The sequence below is a fragment of the Variovorax defluvii genome (assembly GCF_039541515.1).
GTDB lineage: Bacteria > Pseudomonadota > Gammaproteobacteria > Burkholderiales > Burkholderiaceae_C > Variovorax > Variovorax defluvii.
In genome coordinates this window covers 1-22,335 of sequence record NZ_BAABGJ010000012.1, presented here as the reverse complement: position 1 = coordinate 22,335, position 22,335 = coordinate 1, and the positions used below count along the sequence as shown (strand labels likewise).

General features: G+C 68.4%; 21 protein-coding genes. 10 read left to right on the top strand and 11 right to left on the bottom strand.

Annotated features, from left to right (window positions below; all coding sequences use genetic code 11):
• Positions 1-95: 95 nt before the first annotated feature.
• From gorA to ABEA07_RS07715, 6 genes are all read right to left on the bottom strand, one after another.
• Positions 96-1,454 carry a glutathione-disulfide reductase gene (gene gorA, locus ABEA07_RS07740; protein WP_345536974.1) on the bottom strand — a complete coding sequence of 453 codons (1,359 nt, stop codon included), beginning with the start codon at positions 1,452-1,454 and terminating at the stop codon, positions 96-98.
• 61 nt (positions 1,455-1,515) lie between these two features.
• Positions 1,516-3,519, bottom strand: a complete 2,004-nt coding sequence (locus ABEA07_RS07735; RefSeq protein ID WP_345536972.1) for a DUF6600 domain-containing protein — start codon at positions 3,517-3,519, stop codon at positions 1,516-1,518.
• Positions 3,520-3,637: 118 nt separating this feature from the next.
• A complete protein-coding gene (locus ABEA07_RS07730; RefSeq protein WP_345536970.1) occupies positions 3,638-4,555 on the bottom strand; it encodes an extracellular catalytic domain type 1 short-chain-length polyhydroxyalkanoate depolymerase in 918 nt (305 codons plus the stop codon).
• A gap of 107 nt (positions 4,556-4,662) precedes the next feature.
• Positions 4,663-6,618, bottom strand: coding sequence for a TRAP transporter large permease (locus tag ABEA07_RS07725; RefSeq protein WP_345536969.1), 1,956 nt, complete (start codon positions 6,616-6,618; stop codon positions 4,663-4,665).
• On the bottom strand, positions 6,615-7,235 hold the full coding sequence (locus tag ABEA07_RS07720) for a TRAP transporter small permease subunit (RefSeq protein ID WP_345536968.1): 621 nt from the start codon (positions 7,233-7,235) through the stop codon (positions 6,615-6,617). Before ABEA07_RS07720 ends, ABEA07_RS07725 begins: the two co-directional genes overlap by 4 nt.
• Before the next feature lie 69 nt (positions 7,236-7,304).
• Entirely contained in the window at positions 7,305-8,420 is a 1,116-nt protein-coding gene (locus tag ABEA07_RS07715) for a TRAP transporter substrate-binding protein (RefSeq protein ID WP_345536967.1), read from the bottom strand.
• A gap of 161 nt (positions 8,421-8,581) precedes the next feature.
• Between ABEA07_RS07715 and ABEA07_RS07710 the strand changes: the two genes are divergently transcribed.
• A complete protein-coding gene (locus ABEA07_RS07710) occupies positions 8,582-9,052 on the top strand; it encodes a rhodanese-like domain-containing protein (RefSeq protein WP_345536966.1) in 471 nt (156 codons plus the stop codon).
• Between the two features lie 136 nt (positions 9,053-9,188).
• Here the strand turns inward: ABEA07_RS07710 and lysM are convergent, their stop codons facing one another.
• Entirely contained in the window at positions 9,189-9,650 is a 462-nt protein-coding gene (gene lysM, locus ABEA07_RS07705) for a peptidoglycan-binding protein LysM (RefSeq protein ID WP_345536965.1), read from the bottom strand.
• A gap of 140 nt (positions 9,651-9,790) precedes the next feature.
• Here lysM and ABEA07_RS07700 point away from each other — a divergent pair, with 140 nt between their 5' ends.
• From ABEA07_RS07700 to ABEA07_RS07685, 4 genes are all read left to right on the top strand, one after another.
• Complete coding sequence (locus ABEA07_RS07700; protein WP_345536964.1) at positions 9,791-10,564, top strand: type III pantothenate kinase; 774 nt, start codon at positions 9,791-9,793, stop codon at positions 10,562-10,564.
• A 6-nt stretch (positions 10,565-10,570) separates the two neighbouring features.
• Complete coding sequence (locus tag ABEA07_RS07695; protein WP_345536963.1) at positions 10,571-11,731, top strand: acyl-CoA dehydrogenase family protein; 1,161 nt, start codon at positions 10,571-10,573, stop codon at positions 11,729-11,731.
• Between the two features lie 145 nt (positions 11,732-11,876).
• Positions 11,877-12,365 (top strand): tripartite tricarboxylate transporter TctB family protein, encoded by a 489-nt coding sequence (locus tag ABEA07_RS07690; protein WP_345536962.1) that lies wholly within the window; start codon positions 11,877-11,879, stop codon positions 12,363-12,365.
• 17 nt (positions 12,366-12,382) lie between these two features.
• Positions 12,383-13,894, top strand: coding sequence for a tripartite tricarboxylate transporter permease (locus tag ABEA07_RS07685; protein ID WP_345536961.1), 1,512 nt, complete (start codon positions 12,383-12,385; stop codon positions 13,892-13,894).
• 69 nt (positions 13,895-13,963) lie between these two features.
• Here ABEA07_RS07685 and ABEA07_RS07680 read toward each other — a convergent pair whose 3' ends face one another.
• From ABEA07_RS07680 to ABEA07_RS07665, 4 genes are read right to left on the bottom strand one after another with little or no spacing between them, the layout of a single operon-like run.
• Positions 13,964-14,518, bottom strand: coding sequence for a DUF6036 family nucleotidyltransferase (locus ABEA07_RS07680; protein WP_345536960.1), 555 nt, complete (start codon positions 14,516-14,518; stop codon positions 13,964-13,966).
• A 20-nt stretch (positions 14,519-14,538) separates the two neighbouring features.
• The gene (locus ABEA07_RS07675) at positions 14,539-15,003 is read right to left on the bottom strand and encodes a type II toxin-antitoxin system Phd/YefM family antitoxin (protein WP_345536959.1); all 465 of its coding nucleotides are present in this window, start codon (positions 15,001-15,003) and stop codon (positions 14,539-14,541) included.
• A 36-nt stretch (positions 15,004-15,039) separates the two neighbouring features.
• Entirely contained in the window at positions 15,040-15,903 is an 864-nt protein-coding gene (locus ABEA07_RS07670) for an alpha/beta hydrolase (protein WP_345536958.1), read from the bottom strand.
• Between the two features lie 35 nt (positions 15,904-15,938).
• Positions 15,939-16,649 carry a TetR/AcrR family transcriptional regulator gene (locus tag ABEA07_RS07665; protein ID WP_345536956.1) on the bottom strand — a complete coding sequence of 237 codons (711 nt, stop codon included), beginning with the start codon at positions 16,647-16,649 and terminating at the stop codon, positions 15,939-15,941.
• A gap of 180 nt (positions 16,650-16,829) precedes the next feature.
• Between ABEA07_RS07665 and ABEA07_RS07660 the strand changes: the two genes are divergently transcribed.
• The 5 genes from ABEA07_RS07660 (at position 16,830) to ABEA07_RS07640 (ending at position 22,120) form a co-directional block, all read left to right on the top strand.
• Positions 16,830-17,696, top strand: a complete 867-nt coding sequence (locus tag ABEA07_RS07660) for a fumarylacetoacetate hydrolase family protein (RefSeq protein WP_345536955.1) — start codon at positions 16,830-16,832, stop codon at positions 17,694-17,696.
• A gap of 6 nt (positions 17,697-17,702) precedes the next feature.
• Positions 17,703-18,500 (top strand): alpha/beta fold hydrolase, encoded by a 798-nt coding sequence (locus ABEA07_RS07655; protein WP_345536954.1) that lies wholly within the window; start codon positions 17,703-17,705, stop codon positions 18,498-18,500.
• Between the two features lies 1 nt (position 18,501).
• Positions 18,502-19,791: a metal-dependent hydrolase family protein gene (locus ABEA07_RS07650; protein WP_345536953.1), complete on the top strand. Its 1,290-nt coding sequence runs from the start codon at positions 18,502-18,504 to the stop codon at positions 19,789-19,791.
• Positions 19,792-19,895: 104 nt separating this feature from the next.
• The gene (locus ABEA07_RS07645) at positions 19,896-21,179 is read left to right on the top strand and encodes a metal-dependent hydrolase family protein (RefSeq protein ID WP_345536952.1); all 1,284 of its coding nucleotides are present in this window, start codon (positions 19,896-19,898) and stop codon (positions 21,177-21,179) included.
• A complete protein-coding gene (locus ABEA07_RS07640; protein ID WP_345536951.1) occupies positions 21,176-22,120 on the top strand; it encodes a branched-chain amino acid ABC transporter permease in 945 nt (314 codons plus the stop codon). Before ABEA07_RS07645 ends, ABEA07_RS07640 begins: the two co-directional genes overlap by 4 nt.
• The last annotated feature ends 215 nt before the right edge of the window (positions 22,121-22,335 follow it).

Genomic DNA, 22,335 nt, shown 5'->3' with positions numbered 1-22,335 from the left:
TAGTTCGTTGCTGTCAATTCGACAGTTGCTGTTTTTCAGGCAACGCGCCCAACGACCACCTTCGCACCGGCTGATTCCGCTGGCGGCCGACTCGCTCAGCCCGGCATCGGCTGACGCATCGTCACGAACTCTTCCGCGACGGTCGGATGGATGCCGATGGTTCTGTCGAACACCTTCTTGGTGGCCCCGGCGCGCATCGCCACTGCAAAGCCCTGCACCACCTCGCCTGCGTCCGGCCCCACCATGTGCAGGCCGATCACGCGATCGGTCTTGCGTTCGACGATGACCTTCATGAAGGTGCGCTCGCCGCTGCCCGAGAGCGTGTGGCGCAGGGCCTTGAACTCGCTGTTGTAGATGTCGAGCTTGCCGAACTTCGAACGCGCCTCGGCCTCGGTGTAGCCGCAGGTGCCGATGTTGGGATGGGTGAAGACCGCTGTCGGCGTGAATTCGTAGTCCAGTTCGCGCGGGCCGGCGCCGAACAGGGCGTCGACCACCGCCATGGCCTCGGCCAGCGCCACCGGCGTGAGCTGCTGGCGGGTCGAGACATCGCCCACGGCAAAGATGGAAGGCACCGAGCTGCGGTAGTGCGCATCGACCACCACGCCGCCGCGCTCGTCCAGCGCGACGCCGGCCGCCTCCAGCCCGAGCCCCTGGGTGTTGGGGATGCGGCCGGTGGCGTAGAGGATGGTGTCCGCTTCGACCCGCTGGCCGCGCGAGAGCAGCGCGCACAGGCCGCTGTCCTGGCGGGTGATCATCCCGATCTCGCTGTTGAAGCGGATGTCGACGCCCGAACGCGTCATCTCCTTGGCCAGGAACTGGCGCAGGTCCTCGTCGAAGCCGTTGAGCAGGTGCGCGCTGCGGTGCAGTTGCGTGACCTGGGCGCCCAGGCCGTTGAAGATGGAAGCGAACTCGCAGGCGATGTAGCCGCCGCCCACCACCAGCAGGCGCTTCGGAAAGGGGTCGAGGTCGAACATCGCGTCCGACACCACCACGTGCTCGCGCCCCGCCAACTCGGGCAGGAAGGGCATGCCGCCGGTGGCGACCAGGATGTGCCGGGCCGTGCGGCGCTGCTCGCCGATCTGCACCGTGTTCGCGTCGGCCAGCTGGGCCCAGCCCTGGATGAGGGTCACACCCGCGCCTTCGAGCAGGCTCTTGTAGATGCCGTTCAGGCGCGTGATCTCCCTCGCCCGGTTGGCCTTGAGCACATTCCAGTCGAAGCGCGGCGCGCCCGCGAGCTGCCAGCCGAAGCCCGCGGCCTCCTCGAAGGACTCGGCATAGCCGGCCGCGTAGCTGTAGAGCTTCTTGGGAATGCAGCCGACATTGACGCAGGTGCCGCCGAGTTCGGCGCATTCCGCCAGCGCCACGCGGGCGCCGCGCTGGGCCGCCATGCGCGCGGCGCGCACGCCGCCGCTGCCGCCGCCGATCACGAAAAGGTCGAAGTCGAATGTGCGCATGGGTGTCCGCTCCTTGCGGCCGACTTTAGCCGGCCGAAGGACGGACTGCTGGCGCGGGCCTTCAGGGCCTGTCGCCGCCCTGCGGATCCCGCATGGCGCGCTGCATCTGCTGCGCCCGCGCGTCAGCGGCGCGCTGCTGCATCTGCTGCATGGTGCGCTGCTGGATCTCCTGCGACTGGCGCAGTGCGTTGTGCTGCTGCATTTGCTGTTGCTGGGCCTGCTGTTGCTGGGCCTGCATCTGCTGCAAGCGCTGCATCTGCTGGACTTGCTGCATCTGCTGTGCCTGTTGTGCCTGCTGTGCCTGTTGTGCCTGCTGCAGTTGCAGTTGCTGCATCTGGAGTTGCCGGGCCTGGGCCGCGCGCTGCTGCATCTCCTGCTGGGCGCGCAGGGCCTGCTGCTGTTGTTGCTGCTGCTGTTGCTGCATCTGCATCTGTTGCTGCATGCGCATCTGCTGCTCGGCCTGTGCCTGAGCGGCACGCTGCTGCATTTCCTGCTGCTGGCGCCATGCATCCCGTTGCTGCATCTGCTGCATCTGCTGCATTTGTTGCATCTGCTGGGCCTCCCGGAGGCGCTGCGCCTGCTGCCATTGCATCTGCGGCTGGGCCTGCACCGCCCGCTGCTGGAACTGGAGCTGCTGCTGGGCCAGTTGCCCCTGCTGCATCCGCCGCGCTTCCAGGTCCTGGATCTGCCGCGGCCGCAGGTCCGCCGGCGGCAGCGCCGAGGCCGAGCGGCCGAAGCCGCCGAAGTGCCGGTCACCGCGCAACGGCACCGGCACCGCCGGCGCGATCTGCATCTGGGCGACCCGGTCTTCCGGCACGCGCAGGAAGTCGCGTCGCGCGATCGGACCACGGCCGAAGATGTCCACCGGCACCAGCGAGAGCGCGCCCGGCGTGTTGCGGTGCAGGTAGTCCGCGCGCGCGAGCTGACGCTGGTAGGCGATGGCCCGATTGACCTCGTCGACGTAGCGCTGGCTGGCGCGGTAGCCGGGCCGCCAGGCCTCGCCGGGCGCGAGCGGAAACCAGCCCACGCCGGGGCGGCCGCCGGCCACCACGTCGCCATGCGCGCCGCCACCCCCGACGAAGCCGACCAGCGCCGGCGCATAGACCGGTCGCCGGCCGATGCGCCCCGGCACCCAGCCCCAGCGCGGCCCGACGCGCGCCCAGCGCCCGTAGTGGGAGGTGGCGAAGCCCCAGGGTGCCGCATCGATCCAGGTCCAGCCCCAGGGCGCGATCTCGGCCCACTGGCCGTCCCGGTAGGGCGCCCAGTCGGGATCGACGCTGCGCGGATACCAGACGGCACCGTAGGTCGAATCGTTCTGCCAGTCGCCGTAGCGATCGAGCTGCTGGTAGCCCGGCACTTCGCGCGGGACGTAGCGCGCCGCGACGGACTGCTCCGCCAGCCGCTCGCGCTCCGCCACCCAGCGATCGAAGGCGGCGTCGCCGGCGCGCACCGGTGCGCCGCTCACCGCGGCGAGCTGACGCCCCGAGACGGTCAGCTGCTGATGAGCGCCCAGCGCCACCGATTCGCCGTTCTCGCCATAGAGCGTGACGCTGCCCTCCGCCACCGCCACGCGGGTGGTGCCGGCGGCCGGATCGGTCTCGATGCGCAGGTCGCCCGGCGTCTCGACGACGACCGCCGCGTTGGCGGTGCCGATCTCCAGGCGCTGCCCGTCGGGCAGCTCGGGCACGCTCAGTTGAACGCGGCCCTGGCTCAGGGTGAAGCGGGCGGCTTCGTCGTCGAGCTCGGACACCGCGAGCTGGGTCTGCTCGTCCATCCGCAGCGCGGCGGCGTCCACCTGCAATTCGGCGCGCGCGTTGCGGTCGGTCCAGAGCCGGTCGCCGGTGGTGATCGGGCGGTTGGGTACCGCGTCGTACCAGCCGTCGTCGCCGGCGGGCGAGAAGCTGACGGCGCCCTGCTGCTCGTTGAGGCGGGCCACGCGGCCCGGCGGGTCTTCCTGGGCCCGGGCGGCGGCGCCGGCCAGCAGCAGCATCGACAGCATCAGCAGGCGCGTCAGCCAGCCGCCGGCGCGGCGCGCAGCGGCGGGATGCAGGTGGGGTCGGGTCATGATCGGTCCTCGGGGCAAACTCCCCTTCCAACGCGCCAGCCCTGGCGCACGTCGGCTTCTGCATTGCAAAGTTCTGGAACTATCGCGCCAGCGGCGCAACCATGTGTAAGCCAGGGACTCAGGGCTGCCCCGGATGCGCGAGGAAGAAGCGCAGCATCTCGGCGCTCGCATCCGGCCCCGCCGGATCGGCAAAAGACCCTTCCGCACTGCCGCCCGCCCAGGCATGCCCGCCGCCATGCACCACCCAGTGCTCGACCCTCGGGCGGCCATGGGCATCGGCGTAGCTGCGGCGCGTGAACGCCCGGCCGCCCTTCGAAAGCCCTCGCGTCTCGCCGGCCGGCCGCAGGCCGCCGCCGGCCAGCGCATCGGCCACCAGTTGCTCGCCGTTGCGCGGATGCACGATCTCGTCGGCGTCGCCGTGGAAGACGATGACGGGCGGCATCGGCCCCGCCGGCGCATGGTGGGCACCGGGACCGCTCTTCATCACCGCGATGCCTGAAAACAGGTCGCGCGCCGCGCCATGGGGCACGCCGGAATGCACGCCCACGGCGGCGAAGAGCTCGGGGTGCGTGCGCCCCAGGATGTCCGCCATCGCGCCGCCGGCCGAGAGGCCAGCGACATAGACACGCGCCGGATCGGCGTCGTGTTCGTCCACCATCGCCTGTGCGAGCGCCGCCAACAGGGCGGCCTCACCGCGCTCGCGCCGCTGGTTCTGGGGCAGGAACCAGTTCCAGCACCGTGCCGCGTTCTCCGTCTCCGTCTGGGTCGGGTAGAGGACGAGCACGCCATGCTCGGCCGCGAGCATGTTCATGCGCGTGCCGGCCGCGAAATCTTCCGGGTCCTGCGTGCATCCGTGCAGCATCAGCAGCAGCGGCCGCCGGCCGCGCACGCTGCGCGCGGGCACGAAGAGCCTGTAGTCGATGGGCCGGTGCCGGTGCTCGAAGCGGCCGGCCGTCCACCGCCCCGTGGCGGGCTTCAGCAAGCCGACGCGCCGCAGGGCGCGTGTCAGGCGGGACAGCAGATCGATCGGGGGCATCGCGGCGGGGCTCGGGTCGGCGGAAACGGCCGATTGTCGGCGGCCGCCGCGACACGTCGCCCCTCTGCGCCCTTCCCCGCGCTACAAGCCCTCCCGGTGGCCCGACCCTATTTGTAGAGCAGCTGCGGCAGCCACAGCCCGATTTGCGGCCACATGTACAGCAACAGGATCGCCAGCACCTGGATCCCCATGAAGGGCAGCATGCCCAGGAAGATCTGGTTCAGCGTCACGTGCGGCGGACTCACGCCCTTGAGGTAGAAGGCCGCCATCGCCACCGGCGGCGAGAGGAAGGCCGTCTGCAGGTTCAGTGCGACCAGCAGCCCGAAGAACAGCGGGTCGACGCCGAAGTTGTCCAGCAGCGGAATGAAGATGGGCATGAAGATCACGATGATCTCGGTCCACTCCAGCGGCCAGCCCAGGATGAAGATGATCACCTGGCTCAGCACCAGGAACTGGATCTTCGTGAGGTTCATGCCGAGGACCCACTCCTCGACCAGTTGCTGCCCGCCGAGCAGCGCGAAGGCGGCCGAGAAGATGGCCGAGCCGACGAACAGCCAGCACACCATGGCCGACGTTTTCGCGGTGAGGAACACCGATTCCTTCAGCACCCCGAGCGTCAGCCGCCGGTAGGCCGCCGCCAGCAGGAAGCCGCCCAGGGCGCCCATGGCCGCCGCCTCCGTCGGCGTCGCCAGCCCCAGCACGATGGACCCCAGCACGGCGAGGATCAGGATCATCAGCGGGAAGAAGGACGCCAGCAGCATCTTGAAGATCTCGAGCCTGGCGAAGCTCAGGAACAGATAGAACAGCGCGACGATGGCGCCGAACACGGCGAAGCAGACCCACCACCAGGTGGGCGCCGGGCGGGTCGTTGCCTCCTCGGGTGCCGCCGCGGCCTCGGACTTGACAGCGCCCCCCGCTGGCGCGGCCTTGGTTTCAGCGCCCGGCGGCTCCTGCACCGCGCCCGCGCCGGGCGGCTCGGCCAGGCCGCCCTGGCCTTGCGACGCAGGCTCCTGGAGCCCACCCTCGCTTTCCGCCGGCGGCTCCTGCACACCGCTGCTGGCGGCCTCGCCCGCGCCGCCGCGGGCACTGCCGATCTCCTGGATCTCGTACTGCTCCACCGCCGCCACCGTGGTCACGGCCCGATAGCTGGTGTACGCCAGCAGGGCGAACAGCACGCCCGGCAGCAGCACGATGAACAGCTGCCGCAGCAGGAAGCCGGTCGACACGTCGGCATTGCGCCGGCCCTTGAGCGCACCGATCAACCCGGCGAAGGCGTGGCGCCCGGCGTCGGCGGTCAGCCGTTGCGTCTGCGCAGGCAGCTTCACCGCGCGGTCCGCCGCCGACAGCGGCGGCGCCCAGTCCGGCTTGAGCTTCGCCACCAGGATCACGTACGCCACGTAGAGCGAGGCCAGCATCACGCCGGGAAAGAAGGCGCCCGCATAGAGCTGCACCACCGACACCCCCGCCGTGGCACCGTAGACGATCAGCAGCACCGAGGGCGGGATCAGGATGCCCAGGCAACCGCCGGCCGTGATCGAGCCCGCCGCGAGCGGAATGCTGTAGCCCGCGCGCAGCATGGCCGGCAGTGCCAGCAGGCCCATCAGCGTGACCACCGCGCCGACGATGCCGGTGGCGGTGGCGAACACCGTGCAGGTGACCAGCGTGGCCACCGCCAGCGCGCCCGGCAGCCGTGCCAGCGCCAGGTGAAGGCTCTTGAACAGCGTCTCGATCAGGTTGGCACGCTCGACCAGGTAGCCCATGAAGACGAACAGCGGTACCGCGATCAGCACGTCGTTCGCCATGGTCTTGTAGGCGGCCTGCACCATCAGGTCGAGCGTGTGCGTGGTGTTCCGGTCGTAGGCGAACCAGGTGAAGATCATGCCCATGCCCATCAGCGTGAACGCCGTGGGAAAGCCCAGCATGATCGCGACCACCACCAGTGTCAGCATGAGCAGGCCGAGGTGGCCGTTGGTGATCGTTTCCACGCGCAGCAGCATCACGGTGGCCGCGATCACGATCAGCGCCATGAAGCTCAGGCCGAACCACAGTTCGCGCCGGATCATGCCTTGTGCTCCTTCGAGACCACCACGGCGTCCAGCGCCTGGATGTCGGCGTCGTCCACGTGCACCATCTCCTTGAGCTTCTCGACGTCGACTTCCTCCACGTCTTCCTCGCGCGAGGGCCAGGCGCCGTCGCGGATGCATTGCACGCAGCGCACGATCTCCACCAGTCCTTGCAGCATCAGCGTGACGCCGGCCAGAGGAATGACGTACTTGAAGGGATAGAGCGGCAGCGGCTCGGCCGAGAAGGTCTGCTCGCGAATCGCCAGCGACTCGCCCGCATAGACCCAGCCGGCCCAGGTCAGCGCCACGATGCCGGGCAGGAAGAAGAGGATGTAGAGCAGCAGGTCGAAGCTGGCCTGCGTGCGCGGACGGAAGAAACCGTAGAGCACGTCGCCGCGCACATGGCCGTTCTTGGCCAGCGTGTAGGCGCCGGCGGTCATGAAAAGCGTGCCGTACAGCATGATCTGCATGTCGAGCACCCAGGCATGCGGCCGGTTGAGCGCGTAGCGGGAGAACACCTCCCAGCTGATGAGGAGCGTCAGCAGCACCGCGCACCAGGCGAAGGTCTTGCCGACCCAGGTCGAGAAACGGTCGACCGCCAGAAGAAGAGATTGCATCGGGAATCCTGCCGTGCAGGGCATGAGAAAAAAGAAGGGGCACCGTGGTGCCCCTCCCTGCTGGAATGGTCAGGACTTCTTGGCCTGCCGTCCGAAGTAGTGGTTGTAGGCCATCTTGAAATCGACGCTGTAGTCGTTCTGCCACTGGCCGGCCCGCTCGGCGAAGGCACGCTGCGAATCGAGCACCTTCTTGAACATCGGGTTCTCGGTCGACTTCTTGGCCACCGTCTTGTCCCACGAAGCCAACTGCGCGCGCAGGATGGCATCAGGGGTCTTGTAGAACTTGACGCCGGCTTTCTTCAGCTCGATGTAGTCCGCGGAATTGCGCTCGATGGCCTTCCAGCTCATGTCGGCGCTGGCCGCCTGCACGCCATACTCGATGATCGCCTTCAACTCGGCCGGCAGTGCATTGAGCTTGCCGCGGTTGAACAGGATCTCGAACTGCTCGCCCGACTGGTGGAAGCTCTGCAGCATGCAGTTCTTCGCCACGTCCGGGAAGCCCAGCACGCGGTCGCTGGAGGCGTTGTTGAACTCGGCCGCGTCGATCAGCCCGCGGTCCAGCGCCGGCACGATCTCGCCGCCGGGCAGCGGGTTGACGGCCGTGCCCATGTCGGTGAACACGTCCACCGCCAGGCCGACGGTGCGGAACTTGAGGCCCTTCATGTCCTCGACCTTCGCCACCGGCTTCTTGAACCAGCCCAGCGGCTGCGTCGGCATCGGGCCGTAGAGGTAGGAGGCCACGTCGAGGTTCAGCCCCTTGTAGATCTCATCCAGCAGCGCCTTGCCGCCGCCGTAGTTGTGCCAGGCCAGCACCATGTTGGCGTCCATGCCGTAGCCCGGGCCCGAGCCCCACAGCGCCAGTGCGGAGTTCTTGCCGTACCAGTAGGCCACCACGCCGTGGCCGCCGTCGAGCGTGCCCTTGGCGACTGCGTCCAGCAGCTGGAAGGCCGGCACCACGGACCCGGCGGCCAGCACGTCGATCTTGAGGCGGCCGCCGGCCATGTCGTTCACCTTCTTGGCAAAGTCCTGCGCATATTCGTGGAAGATGTCCTTCGCAGGCCAGGTGCTCTGGAAGCGAAGCGTCGTGGTCTGCGCCATGCTGACCATGGGTGCGGACATGGCACCGGCCGCCACGGCGGCACCTTTGAGCAGGCTGCGGCGGCGGTTCGGTTTGTTCTCGGTCATTGCGTGTGTCTCCATCGTTAAGCTGACTCTGGAAAGTCCAGACTTCCGATCTTTGACACGTGAACAAACGTCACAAAGAGGGTTTTCACGAACTGGTGAAAAATCATTGAAGCGAATGACCGCAATCCCTCCGCATTTACCCTGAATTGAAAGATCGAGCGATGAGCAAAGTGGATTCGAGCCCGACGGTGGCACCCCATGCGCCGGGTGGTGGCCAGCAGCCGGAGGGCGTGCGCCCCGCCGAGGGTTACGCAGGCGACGTGCTACCCGAGTTGGCCCATGCCTGGATGACGAACGGCGAGGCGGTGCTGATCGACGTGCGCAGCGACGCCGAGCGCGAATGGGTGGGCTACGTGCCCGGCGCCGTCGGCCTGGCCTGGAAGCAATGGCCCGGCATGGCGCTCAATCCCGACTTCGACGAGGGCCTGCGCCAGGCGGTGCCGGCCGGCAAGAAGGCGGTGCTGCTGTGCCGCAGCGGCGTGCGCTCGATCGCCGCCGCCCGCCGCGCCGCGGCGCTGGGCGTGGAGGCCTACAACATCCTTGAGGGCTTCGAGGGCGACGCCGACGCGGAAGGCCACCGCGGCCGCAAAGGCGGCTGGCGCCTGCGCGGCCTCCCTTGGAAACAAAACTAACCCACAAAAATAGAAGGCCCGCCAAAGGCGGGCCGACTGTTCGGGAGACACCGCGGAACCGGCTTTGCCGGGCCGCTGGTGTCGCCCCCGGAAGGGGGTTGGCGGACCACACGAAGTGGGGGAGCCTGGGGGAGAGCTAAATCTTCGGGATACGAAGCTTCTGACCGGGATAGATCTTGTCCGGATGCGTCAGCATCGGCTTGTTGGCCTCGAAGATCGCGTTGTACTTGTTCGGGTCGCCGTAGTACTTCTTCGAGATCGCCGACAGCGTGTCGCCCTTGACCACGTCGTGGTACTGGGCGGGATCGGCCGCGGGCGCGACCAGCTGGTTGTCCACCTTGGTCACGTTGGCCACGTTGCCGGCGGCGAGCAAGGCCTTTTCGCTGGCCTCCTGCGACGGCGCGTTGCCCTTCAGCGTGACCAGCCCGTCCGCGGCGGTGTAGCTCACCTCCAGGTTGGTCAGGCCCAGGTTCTGCGTTTCGATGTACGTCTTGATGGCGTCGCCCGCCACCTTGTTCGCGTCCGGCTCGGCGGCCTGGGCCGAAGAGCCGCCGAACAGCTTTTCTCCCGCTTCCTTGATGAAACTCAGCAAACCCATGGTTTTCTCCTTGTGCGGTGGATGGAAGCGCGAATTTAACGGGCGCACGCCGGGCCCCGCGTAGGCGCCCATCGCGATTACAACCGGCACCCACGCGCCATGGCGAGCACCGGCGAACGCAACTGGCAATAATGCCGCGCATGGCATTCCTCGCGATCGACATCGGCAACACGCGGCTCAAGTGGTCTCTCTTCGACGCGGCCCGTCCCGGCGCGCAGTTGCTGGCCCACGGCGCCGAGTTCCTCGACCACATCGAGCGGCTGGCCGACGGCCCCTGGGCGGAACTGCCGGCGCCCAGCTCCATGCTCGGCTGCGTGGTGGCCGGCGACGCCGTGCGGCGCCGCGCCGAGGAGCAGGTGACCGAGCGCTTCGACTGCTCGCCGCGCTGGGTGGTTTCCAGCGCCGCGGAGGCCGGCATCGTCAACGGCTACGACCACCCCACCCGCCTGGGCGCCGACCGCTGGGTCGCGATGATCGGTGCGCGCCACCGCATGCTGTCCCAAGGCCCTGCGCGGCCGATGGTGGTGGTGATGATCGGCACCGCGGTCACGGTGGAGGCGGTGGACGTGCACGGCCGCTTCCTCGGCGGGCTGATCCTTCCGGGCCACGGCATCATGCTGCGCGCCCTGGAGTCGGGCACCGCCGGCCTGCACGTGCCGACCGGCGAGGTGCGCGAGTTCCCCACCAACACCAGCGACGCCCTCACCAGCGGCGGCACCTACGCCATCGCCGGCGCCATCGAGCGCATGGTGCAGCACGTCCGCGCCCACGAAGGCGCCGAGCCCGCCTGCTACATGACCGGCGGCGCGGCCTGGAAGATGGCGCCGAGCATGAACGGCAACTTCGAGCTGGTGGACGGGCTGATCATGGACGGCCTGCTGGTCATCGCGCAGGAGCGCCTGCTGGCGTCCTAGCAACGCATGGAATACACGCACGAACACCTCGAGATCCAGAAGACCCTGCGGCGCTTCATCGACGAGGAAATCAACCCGCGCGTGGACGAATGGGAGACCGCGGAGGCCTTCCCCGCCCACGCCATCTTCCCGAAGCTGGGTGCCCTGGGCCTGCTGGGCCTGAACAAGCCCGAGGCCTATGGCGGCGGCGGGCTGGACTACTCCTATTCGATGGCGATGGCCGAGGCCCTGGGCCACGTGCGATGCGGGGGCGTGCCCATGGCCATCGGCGTGCAGACCGACATGTGCACGCCGGCGCTGGCCCGCTTCGGCAGCGACGAACTGTGCCGCGAGTTCCTCGCGCCCGCGATCGCCGGCGAGGCGGTGGGCTGCATCGGCGTGAGCGAACCGGGCGCCGGCAGCGACGTGGCCGGCCTCAAGAGCCGTGCGCGCAAGGACGGCGGCGACTACCTCATCAGCGGCCAGAAGATGTGGATCACCAACAGCCTGCAGGCCGACTGGATGTGCATGCTGGTGAACACCGGCGACGGTCCCGCGCACCGCAACAAGTCGCTGGTCATCGTGCCCATGGACAGCCCCGGCGTCGAGAAGGCGAAGAAGATCCGCAAGATCGGCATGCATTCCAGCGACACCGGCCTGATCCACTTCGACGAGGTGCGCGTGCCGCAGCGCTTTCGCATCGGCGAGGAGGGCCAGGGCTTCATCTACCAGATGCAGCAGTTCCAGGAGGAGCGCCTGTGGTGCGCCGCCAGCTCGCTGGAGCCGATGGAAGCCTGCATCCGCGACACCATCGAGTGGGCGCAGCAGCGGCAGCTCTTCGGCGGCACCCTGGCCGACCAGCAATGGGTGCAGTTCAAGCTGGCCGAGCTGCAGACCGAGGTGGAGGCCCTGCGCGCCCTCGCCTACCGCGCCTGCGAGCTCTACGTCCAGGGGCAGGACGTGACCACCCTGGCGTCGATGGCCAAGCTCAAGTGCGGGCGCCTCACGCGCGAGGTGGCCGACACCTGCCTGCAGTTCTGGGGCGGCATGGGCTTCACCTGGGACAACCGGGTGTCGCGCCTCTACCGCGACGGCCGCCTGGCCTCGATCGGCGGCGGGGCCGACGAGGTGATGCTGGGCATCCTGGCCAAGACGATGGGCATCGCGAGGCGGCCGACCAGGAACTGAGCTTCGCCCGGCACCTCCACCCCCCTTTTCATCAGGGAAAACCAGGAGCTCGCACCGCATTTACGTGGTAGTCCGTACAGCCCTGGTCAGCCAGCGGTCAGGCGCCGGAAACGACCCTCGGATGTTCACAACGAGGATCGAGACGATGCGTATCAAGAGTCAGGCCGACTTCTATTCGGGAGTCATGTTCACGGTGGTGGGGGGCGTGTTCGCCATCGGCGCCACCAACTACAACATTGGCGATGGGGCCCGCATGGGTCCCGGCTACTTCCCCCTCATGCTGGGCATTCTGCTGGCCCTTCTGGGCGTGTTCATCATGTTCCAGGGCCTGGTGGTCGAGACGGTCGACGGCGAGAAGATCGGCAAGTGGGCCTGGAAGCCGCTGGCCTTCGTGCTGGGGGCCAACCTGGCCTTCGGCGTGCTGCTGGGGGGCCTGCCCTCGATCGGGCTGCCGGCCATGGGCATGATCATCGCGATCTACGCGCTGACCATCATCTCCAGCATGGCGGGCGAGCACTTCAACCTGCGTGACGTGCTGATCCTCGCCACCATCCTCGCGGTGGGCAGCTACGTGGCCTTCATCTGGGCGCTCAAGCTGCAGATCCAGGTCTGGCCGACCTTCATCTCGGGCTGAAAGAAGGCCAGGACATCATGGAACTGTTTCACAACCTGGCGACCGGCTTCGGCGTCGCCTTCACCTTCACCAACCTGCTGTACTGCCTGATCGGCTGCATCCTGGGCACGCTGATCGGCGTGCTGCCGGGCATCGGCCCGGTCGCGACCATCGCGATGCTGCTGCCGGCCACCTACGCGCTGCCGCCGGTGTCGGCCCTGATCATGCTCGCGGGCATCTACTACGGGGCCCAGTACGGCGGCTCCACCACCGCCATCCTGGTCAACCTGCCGGGCGAATCGTCCTCGGTCGTGACCTGTATCGACGGCTACCAGATGGCCAGGCAGGGACGGGCAGGTCCCGCCCTGGCGGCCGCCGGCCTGGGCTCCTTCTTCGCCGGCTGCGTGGGCACGCTGATCCTGGCCGCCTTCGCGCCGCCCCTGACCGAGCTGGCCTTCAAGTTCGGCCCGGCCGAGTACTTCTCGCTGATGGTGCTGGGCCTGATCGGCGCCGTGGTGCTGGCCTCCGGCTCGCTGCTGAAGGCGGTGGCGATGATCGTGCTGGGCCTGCTGCTGGGCATCGTCGGCACCGACGTCAACTCCGGCGTGGCGCGCTTCTCCTTCGACATCCCGGAACTCACCGACGGCATCGGCTTCGTGGTGATCGCCATGGGCGTGTTCGGCTACGGCGAAATCATCGGCAACCTCTCGCACCCGGACGACGAGCGCGAGGTCTTCACCAACAAGGTCAAGGGCCTGTGGCCGACGAAGGAAGACTTCCGGAACATGGCGCCCGCCGTGCTGCGCGGCACCACGCTGGGTTCGGCCCTGGGCATCCTGCCCGGCGGCGGCGCGCTGCTGGCGGCTTTTGCGGCCTACGCGCTGGAGAAGAAGATCAAGATGCGCCCGGGCGAGACCGCCTTCGGCAAGGGCAACATCCGCGGCGTGGCCTCCCCCGAGTCGGCCAACAACGCCGGCGCCCAGACCTCCTTCATCCCGCTGCTGACGCTGGGCATCCCGCCCAACGCCGTGATGGCGCTGATGGTGGGCGCGATGACCATCCACAACATCCAGCCCGGCCCGCAGGTGATGACCAGCAACCCGGAACTGTTCTGGGGCCTGATCGCCTCGATGTGGATCGGCAATGCGATGCTGATCATCCTGAACCTGCCGCTGATCGGCATGTGGATCAAGCTGCTGACGGTGCCCTACAAGTTCCTGTTCCCGGCGATCGTGCTGTTCTGCGCCATCGGCGTGTACTCGACCAACAACAACACCTTCGACGTGTGGATGGTGGCGATCTTCGGCTTCGTCGGCTACCTCTTCATCAAGCTGCGCGCCGAACCGGCCCCGCTGCTGCTGGGCTTCATCCTGGGGCCGATGATGGAAGAGAACCTGCGACGCGCGCTGCTGCTGTCGCGCGGCTCGTGGAGCGTGTTCGTCACGCGGCCGCTCTCGGCCGGGCTGCTGGTGGGCGCGGTGCTGCTGCTGGGGATCGTGCTGCTGCCGGCGGTGAAGTCGAAGCGGGAGGAAGCCTTCGTCGAGGATTGAGTATTCGCAAGGGACAAGAAAGCCGCCCGAGAGGGCGGCTTTTTTTTTGTGCGCCCGCACACCACAAGCTCAAGAGCGTTCGGGCTTTACCGTTTTCTTGCGGCGACCCTTCACGGTCCCGAACCAGGACACATCCGCGTCGACCTGCGTCCTGACCCGTGCCTCTTCTTCGGCATCGAGGAAGAGAGTGGAAGCGATCCTGGCCTTGACCTTGGGCAGCGATATGTGCCCTGACAGGATGCCGGAGCGAATCCAGCGAAGATCGTTGGGTTGGCTTCGGGCATATTTCGAAACGGCGGCATCGTCCGGGTCCAAGAACCAGACGCGGACCTTGTCCTGCTCGATGCACGTCATCCTGGCTTCCCAGCCGTCGGGCAGGCTGGGGAGGCTGGGCGAGACCGGATCCAGGAAGTAGCCGTTGGCTCGGTGAAACTCCGAGCCTTCGCCCAGCGCATTCTTCGCGTCGTTGATGCGTGCCGGATCGGCCTTGGTGTAGCAGTCGATGTCGTTCGACATGGACATTTCCGTCGGCAGTTCGTCCTCGTCCTGGGTCCCGAGAATCGAGAGACTGCCGATGACGACGTAGTTCTCGTGGCCGGTCAGCCGGCGGGCTTCCTCGAACAACTTGAAAAGGTACGCGCGCTTCATGGCACCACCACATGCCATGGAGAGTTCTGCCGCAGCGCGGGGCCCCAATCGAGCGAATCGGAACCCATGGCCCTGGCCAATTCCTCGACGGGGCGGCTAAGCAAATCGTCCCAGCGATCCGCGTATTCGGGACTGCAGAGACGGTCGCGGCGCCACCTCGCCACCTCGGCACGCGCGCGCCGAATGAGTTCAACACGCTTCGCCTTGGGCATCAGCAGCAAGTCGATCGCCACCTTCTGATGCTTGATGAGGCGATCCTTCTCGACCAGCAGTTGCGCAGCCCGTGCGGCACGTCGTTCGGCCAGGACGCGGTCCGCTGACGACTGATCCCGGAACATCTCTGGCGAACACACGATGGCCCTGATCTTCTTGTGCCGTTCGATGACCACCGGACCCTGAGCGAGGGATTCGAGCAGTGCGCCAAAGTTTTGTTTGGCGTAGCTGGACGTTACCTGTTGCATGGGGCGCAATATACCAATTTGTCCATTTTGGACAAACTAGCTCTCAGGCAACCTCAAAAGCGCCAGGCCCAGCCGGTGCGTCCTGGACCCCGGATCCGCCAGCTCGTGCAGCACATCCATATGGTTGCAACCCTGTACCCGCTCGGTGTCCATGATGCGCGGGGCCCATGCCTGCGCGATCAGTTCAGCCTGGCGCAGAAACTCCTCGCTCTCTTCGCCGCCGACCACGACTGCCAGTTCGCCACGCTCCGGCACGGGCATCGCCGCGGGGCTCAAGCGCAGCGCGGACGCAGCGCTCAGGCCGATGTCGGCCGCCAGGAAAGGCGCATGCCGCAGCGGCTCCAGCTCGTACAGGCCGGAGATCGACAGCGCGCCCTTGACCAGGTCCGGCGGCAGGCCCGGCGCCACCGCCGGCCAGTCGCAGGCCAGCAGCATCGTCGCCAGGTGCCCGCCCGCGGAATGGCCGGCCACCACGATGCGCGCCGGATCGCCGCCGTGCGCGGCGGCATTCGCATGCACCCAGGCCAGCGCCCTCACCGTCTGCAGCACGATGTGCTCGATGCTCACGGCCGGGCACAGCGCATAGTCCAGCAGCACGACCAGCGCACCGGCGTCCGCGAAGGGCGGCGCCACGAAACTCTGGTCGCGCTTGCCGAGCGCGCGCCAGTAGCCGCCGTGGATGTAGACCAGCACCGGCGCGCCGGCGCGGCCGGCCGGCAGAAGATCCAGTTGCTCACCCGCGCCTCCGCCGTAGGCCACGTCGAGCACCCAGCCCGGGCGCTCGTAGGCGCGTGCCGACGCTTCCGCCCAATGCGCCAGGATGGCGGGATGCTCCGGAATGCGGGCGCGGTTGTTGTATTGCGCGTCGTACCAGGCAGGCGAACGGGATGCTTCGGCCATTCGCAGGTCCAGCTTCGGCGGAACTTCGGCCGGCCTCAGCGCCGCTTCGCCGCCGCCGCTGCGGCGACCCGCGTGCCGTTGGGCTTCGGCCGCCCGCGCGCCGACTGCTTCTGCTCCGATTCCCGCAGGGCCGCGTCGATCAGCGCATCGGCCATCCACAGCGCGGTGCGCTCCACCTCGCGGTCGCCCAGGCCCCAGATGTCCTTGAGGATCACGTAGGGCTCGATGCCGTACACCACCGACAGCGCATGGTGCAGCCGCTTGCGCACCGTGGCGCTCAGCTGCGGCGCCAGCGGCTCGATCGCGTGTTCGAGGATGCGCACGCGGTGGCCGCGCCGGTAGGGCTCCTCCTCCAGCAGACCGGCGCGCTCCAGGCCCCATTGCTCCAGCGACAGCTGCGCCGCCGCACGCATCTGCGCCTCGAACTCCTTGAAGCGCGGGAAAGTCCGCACGAACAGCTCGTGCACGCGCTCGCGCCCGTTCGGGTTGTCCGACGCCAGCCGCCGCACCGGGCCGAGCGAGCTGTCGACCACGGCGGTGATCAGCGCGCTGCGGCTGGGAAAGTAGCGGTAGGCGGTCGCGCGCGAGACCTTGGCACGGGCCGCCGCCTCGGCCACCGAGGGAATGTGGCCGCTCTGGCGAATGATGTCCATGGCGGTGTCGAGCAGCAGCTTGAAGGTCGCCGCCTTGACGCCGCGCTCGGGCGGCGCGGGCGCTTCGCTCAGCTTGTGCTTCAGTCGCGCCATGGGGTTTCTACGGGTTCGGAAGGCCCTGGGTCTTCTTGTGGTGGGACAAGGTCGGAACGTATGATGCACCGATCCCGATTTGAGACGCAAGTCTCAAAGCATGACGACAGTTCCTCGATCGATCCTGCGGCGGCCGGCACGAGCGGCGCGTGACCGCAGGACAAGACGGAGACAAAGGCGATGCGCTTGGCCAGCTGGAGTTGGGGTGGACGCGAGCACGTCGGCACGATCTCGGCCGACGGGCGCGAGGCCACGCCCCTCGCGCTGCGCGATGCTTCCGCCGGCGTGCTGCCGTTGATCCAGGCCCTGGCGCAGGGCGACCCCCTTCCTTCCCCTTCCGGCGCGCGGCTTCCCGTCGAAGTGCTGTCGCTGCGTGCGCCCTTGCCGCGCCCCTTGCGCAGCCTGTTCTGCGTCGGCCGCAACTACCGCGCGCACGCGAACGAGCTGGCCGGCACGGTGTTCCGCGACAGCATGCCGCAGAGCGACCCCTGGCCGATCGTCTTCGGCAAGCTGGGCGAATGCGTGGTCGGGCCGCGCGACGCGGTGCGACTGCCCTCGCCCGCCACCACGGTGCAGATCGACTACGAATCGGAGCTGGCGGTGGTGATCGGCCGCGGCGGGCGCGACATCCCGCGCTCGCGCGCGATGGACCACGTGTTCGGCTACACCATCGTCAACGACCTGACCGCCCGCGACGTGCAGATGCGCCACCAGCAGTGGGAGCTGGGCAAGAGCTTCGACGGCTTCTGCCCGATGGGCCCGTGGATCGTGACGGCCGACGAGATGGACGGCCGCGCCACCCGCGTGCGCGGCTGGGTCAACGGCGCGCTGCGCCAGGACGGGCTGACGAAGGACATGATCTTCGACATCCCCACGCTGATCGAGACCTGCTCGCGCGGCATCACCCTTTTTCCCGGCGACGTGATCGCCACCGGCACGCCGGCCGGCGTCGGCATGGGCATGGACCCGCCGCAGTGGCTGCGCCCGGGCGACGTGGTGCGCATCGAGATCGATGGCATCGGCGTGATCGAGAACCCCTTCGAGTAGGCGGCCATGGCATTCCAGACGATCGACCGCGTCGCGGTGGAAGAGGAAGGCGAGGGCCCCGCCGTGGTCTGCGTGCACGGCCTGGGCGGCAGCGCCAACACTTTCACGCCGCTCATGCCCGCGCTGGCACGGCACCGGGTGATCCGGGTGGACCTGCCCGGCAGCGGGCGCTCGCAGCGGGCGGAGGGGGCGCTTTCGATCGAACGCTACGTGGACACGCTGCTGCGCGTCTGCGAGCGCCTGGGCGTGGAGCGCGCGCACTGGATCGGCCACTCGATGGGCACCATCGTCTGCCAGCACATCGCGGCCGACCATCCGAAGCGCACGGCCAGCCTCGCCCTCTTCGGCCCGCTGATCGCGCCGCCGGACGCGGCCCGTGCGGCGATGCGAGCGCGCGCCGCCAAGGCACGGGAAGGTGCGGCCGGCATGCAGGAGATCGTTCAGGGCCTGCTGCAGACCGCCATCTCGGCCGATACGCGCCAGCGCCTGCCGCTGGCCGTGGCCTTCGTGCGCGAGAGCCTGATGCGACAGGATGGCGAGGCTTATGCGCGCAGCTGCGAGGCACTGGCCGGCGCGCCCGCGGCAGCGGTGGAGCGCATCGAGGCCCCGGTGCTGCTGGTCAGCGGGGACGAGGACGGCGTGGCGCCGCCGCAGGCGGTGCGCGCCATGGCCGACCGGCTGCACCAGGCCGCGAGCAAGCGGGTGGTGGTGCTGCCGCGCTGCGGCCACTGGACGCCCATCGAACGGCCGGAGGAATGCCAGCGCGAACTGCGCGACTTCCTGGCCGAGACCGCGAGGAGATGACATGGCGGATGTGCTCTTCACCAACGTGCGTGTCTTCGACGGCGGGGGCGAGGCGCCCTTCACCGGCGACGTGCTGGTGGAGGGCAACAAGATCGCCCGCGTGGTGAAGACCGGCTACGGCGGCCGCGCCGCGCCGGTCATGGGCGCGCAGCTGATCGACGGCGCCGGCGCCTTCCTGATGCCAGGCATGGTGGAGGCGCACACGCATTTCTCGTGGAACGACCAGCCCAGCCTCGACGCCATCCAGCGCATGCCGCCCGAGGAGCACATCCTCTGGTGCGCCGAGGTGGCCCGGCGCTACCTCGACATGGGCTGGACCAGCTGTGTCGGCGCCGCCACCGCCAAGCCGCGGCTGGACGTGGTGATCCGCAACGCCATCAACGACGGCACCATCGTCGGCCCGCGCTACCTCGCGGCCAGCCAGGAGATCACCGTGCCCGGCGGCCTGGGCGACACCACCCAGCCGCACCTGCCGCAGCCCGAGTTCGCCTTCGGCGCCGTGGTCAGCGGCGCGGAGGAGATGCGGCGCTGCGTGCGCATGTTCGCCAAGTACGGCGTCGACTCGCTGAAGATCAACCTCTCGGGCGAATCCATCACCGGCATGCCCAGCGAGATGAGCCAGTTCACCGAGGAGGAGATCGCCGTCTGCGTGCAGGAGGCCAAGGCCTGGGGCAAGCGGGTGGCCGCGCATGCGCGCTCGACCTGGTCGATCAAGCAATGCGTGAAGCAGGGCATCGAGGTGATCTACCACGCCAGCTTCACCGACGAAGAGGCGCTCGACATGCTCGAGGCGCACAAGTTCGAGCACTTCGTCGCGCCCGGGCTGGCCTGGCTGATCAACACCTGCCACCACGCGAGCGAATGGGGCCTGACGCCGGAGGTGACGCGCCGCATGGGCTACCACCGCGAGCTGGAGGCCGCGATCGAGAGCATGCGCGCCATGCGCCGGCGCGGCATCCGCATCCTGCCCGGCGGCGACTACGGCTTCGCCTGGACGCCGCACGGCACCAATGCGAAGGACCTGGAGTACTTCGTCAAGTACATCGGCATGAGCACCATGGAGGCCCTGCTCTCGGCCACCGCCTGGGGCGGGCCGATGATGCGCATGGGCAAGGTGCTGGGCTACGTGCGCGAGGGGTACCTGGCCGACCTGCTGCTGATCGACGGCGACCCGCTGGCCGACATCACCGTGCTGCAGGACAAGACGCGCATCCTGGCCGTGATGAAGGACGGCGAGTTCCATCGCGCGCCGCCGGTGCGCCGGTCGCACACCACGCGCTGGGCAGCCTGACATGTTCACCCCCGGGCTCCGCCACTCCGTGTGGTCCGCCAACCCCCTCCCCGGGGGCCGGTTCCGCGGTGTTCCCCGAACTGTGCGTCCCACAGGAGAAGCCCATGAGTGACGTCGTGTTCACCAACGTCCGCATCCTCGACGGCACGGGCCAGAACCCCTACGCCGGCAGCGTGCTGGTGCGCGGCAACCGCATCCGCCAGGTGGGCCGCAGCACGGCGCCGATCGCACCCGGCGGCGCGATGGTGGTCGACGGCGCCGGCGCCACGCTGATGCCCGGCATGTGCGAGGCCCACACGCACTTCTCGTGGAACGACGCGGCCACCCTCTCCGCCATCCAGCGCATGCCGCTGGAAGAGCACGTGCTGTGGTGCGCCAAGGTGGCGAAGCGCTACCTGCAGGCCGGCTTCACCTCCTGCGTGGGCGCGGCCTGCGCCAAGCCGCGGCTGGACGTGGTGATCCGCAACGCGATCAATGCCGGCCAGATCCCCGGCCCGCGCTACCTCGCGGCGAGCCAGGAGATCACCGTGCCCGGCGGCTTGGGCGACGAGACCCTGCCGCACCTGCCCTTCCCCGAGTTCAGCTTCGGCGTGAACGTGAACTCCGCCGACGAGATGCGCAAGGTGGTGCGCATGTTCCTCAAGTACGGCGTCGATTCGATCAAGCTCAACCTCTCGGGCGACAACTTCACGCCCGACTCGCCGGCCGAGACCACCTGGATGAGCGACGAAGAGGTCGACGCTGCCATGCGCGAGGTGCGCGTGCGCGGCAAGCGCGGCACCGCGCATGCGCGCTCGGCGGCCTCCGTCAGGCAGGCGCTGCGCCACGGCATCGACGTCATCTACCACGCCAGCTTCACCGACGAGGAGACGCTGGACATGCTGGAGGCCGCGAAGGACCGCATCTTCGTCGCGCCGGGCATCGCGATCCTCTACGCCATGCTGCACGAGGCCGAGCCCTACGGCATCACCCACGAGAAGGCGGTGGCGATGGGCTACCAGATCGAATGGGACGCGGCCCTCGAATCGCTCCAGGCCATGCACCGGCGCGGCGTGCGCATCCTGCCCGGGGGCGACTACGGCTTCGCCTTCACGCCGCATTGCCAGAACGCGCGCGACCTGGAGTTCTTCGTGAAGTACCTGGGCTTCACGCCGATGGAGGCGATCCGCAGTGCCACGCTCTACGGTGGCCAGATCATGATGCGGGGCCACGAGCTGGGCACCATCCAGGACGGCCATCTCGCCGACCTGCTGCTGGTCGACGGAGATCCGCTGGCCAACATCGCCATCCTGCGGGACCCGAAGCGCATCCTCGCGGTGATGAAGGACGGCGAGTTCGCCAAGGCGCCGGAGATCGCGTCGCAGCGGGCCTGGGAGCACGCCGCATGAAATGGCGATGGCTGCTGTGGCTGCTGGTCGGCGGGCCGATCGCGGTGTTTTCCATCTGGGCGCTGGTGGACAACGCGCGCCTGTACGTGATCACCCTGCTCAACGGCCTGACCCTGGCTTCGCTCTACTTCATCGTGGCCAGCGGCTTCACCCTGGTGTTCGGCCTGATGCGCAACGTCAACCTCGCGCACGGCTCGCTCTATCTGCTGGGGGGCTACGTCGCCTACGTGGTCGCGGATCGCACCGGCTGGTGGATCCTCGCGCTGGCCGCCGGCTTCGCGGTGGCGGCGCTGGGGGGGCTGCTGATCCAGCTGCTGGTGCTGCGGCACATGCAGGGGCAGGAACTGCGGCAGACACTGGTGACGATCGCGCTGTCGATCGTCATTGCCGATCTGCTGCTGTGGACCTTTACCGGGCAGGTGCATCAGATGGAGGCCCCGGCATGGCTGCAGGGGCCGATTCGCGACCTTCCGCTGATTCGCGCCTATTCGGCGTACCGGCTTTCCCTGCTCGGCTTCGGCGTCGTGATCGGGCTGGGGCTGTGGTGGCTGCTGACGCGCACGCGGGTGGGGATGATGATTCGCGCGGGCGTGGACGATCGCGGGATGCTGTCCGCTTCGGGCGTGAACGTGAACATGGTGTTTGCCATCACCTTCATGCTCGGCGCGGGCCTGGCGGGGCTGGGGGGCGTGATCGGTGCCGTGGAGCTGTCGATGGTGCCGGGGGAGGACACGCGGCTCCTGCTGGCCTCGCTGATCGTGGTGATCGTGGGGGGGATGGGCAGCGTGCCGGGGGCGGCGATCGGGTCGGCCATCCTCGGGTTGGCGGAGACCTACGGCTTGGCTTATGCGCCGACTTACAGCGTGGTGTTTACCTTCGTGATCCTGATTCTGGTGCTGGCGTTTCGGCCTCGGGGGATTATGGGGAAGGCGGTCGCATGAGAGGCGCTTGCTCGGGATGGCTTCCTCTGGGTAGGGGTGAGGGCTCTGGGCGGCCTTTGGTTTGGGGTTGCTCTTGGTGTGGCTTGCCACGGGGGGCTTTGTTTTGGCCTTGCTGGTTGTGTGGCGCAGGAGCCGGGAATTCGCTTCTTGGGCCCTTGTTTTGGCCTTGCCTGTTGTTTGGCGCAGGAGCCGGGAATTCGCCCCGGCGGGCGAGT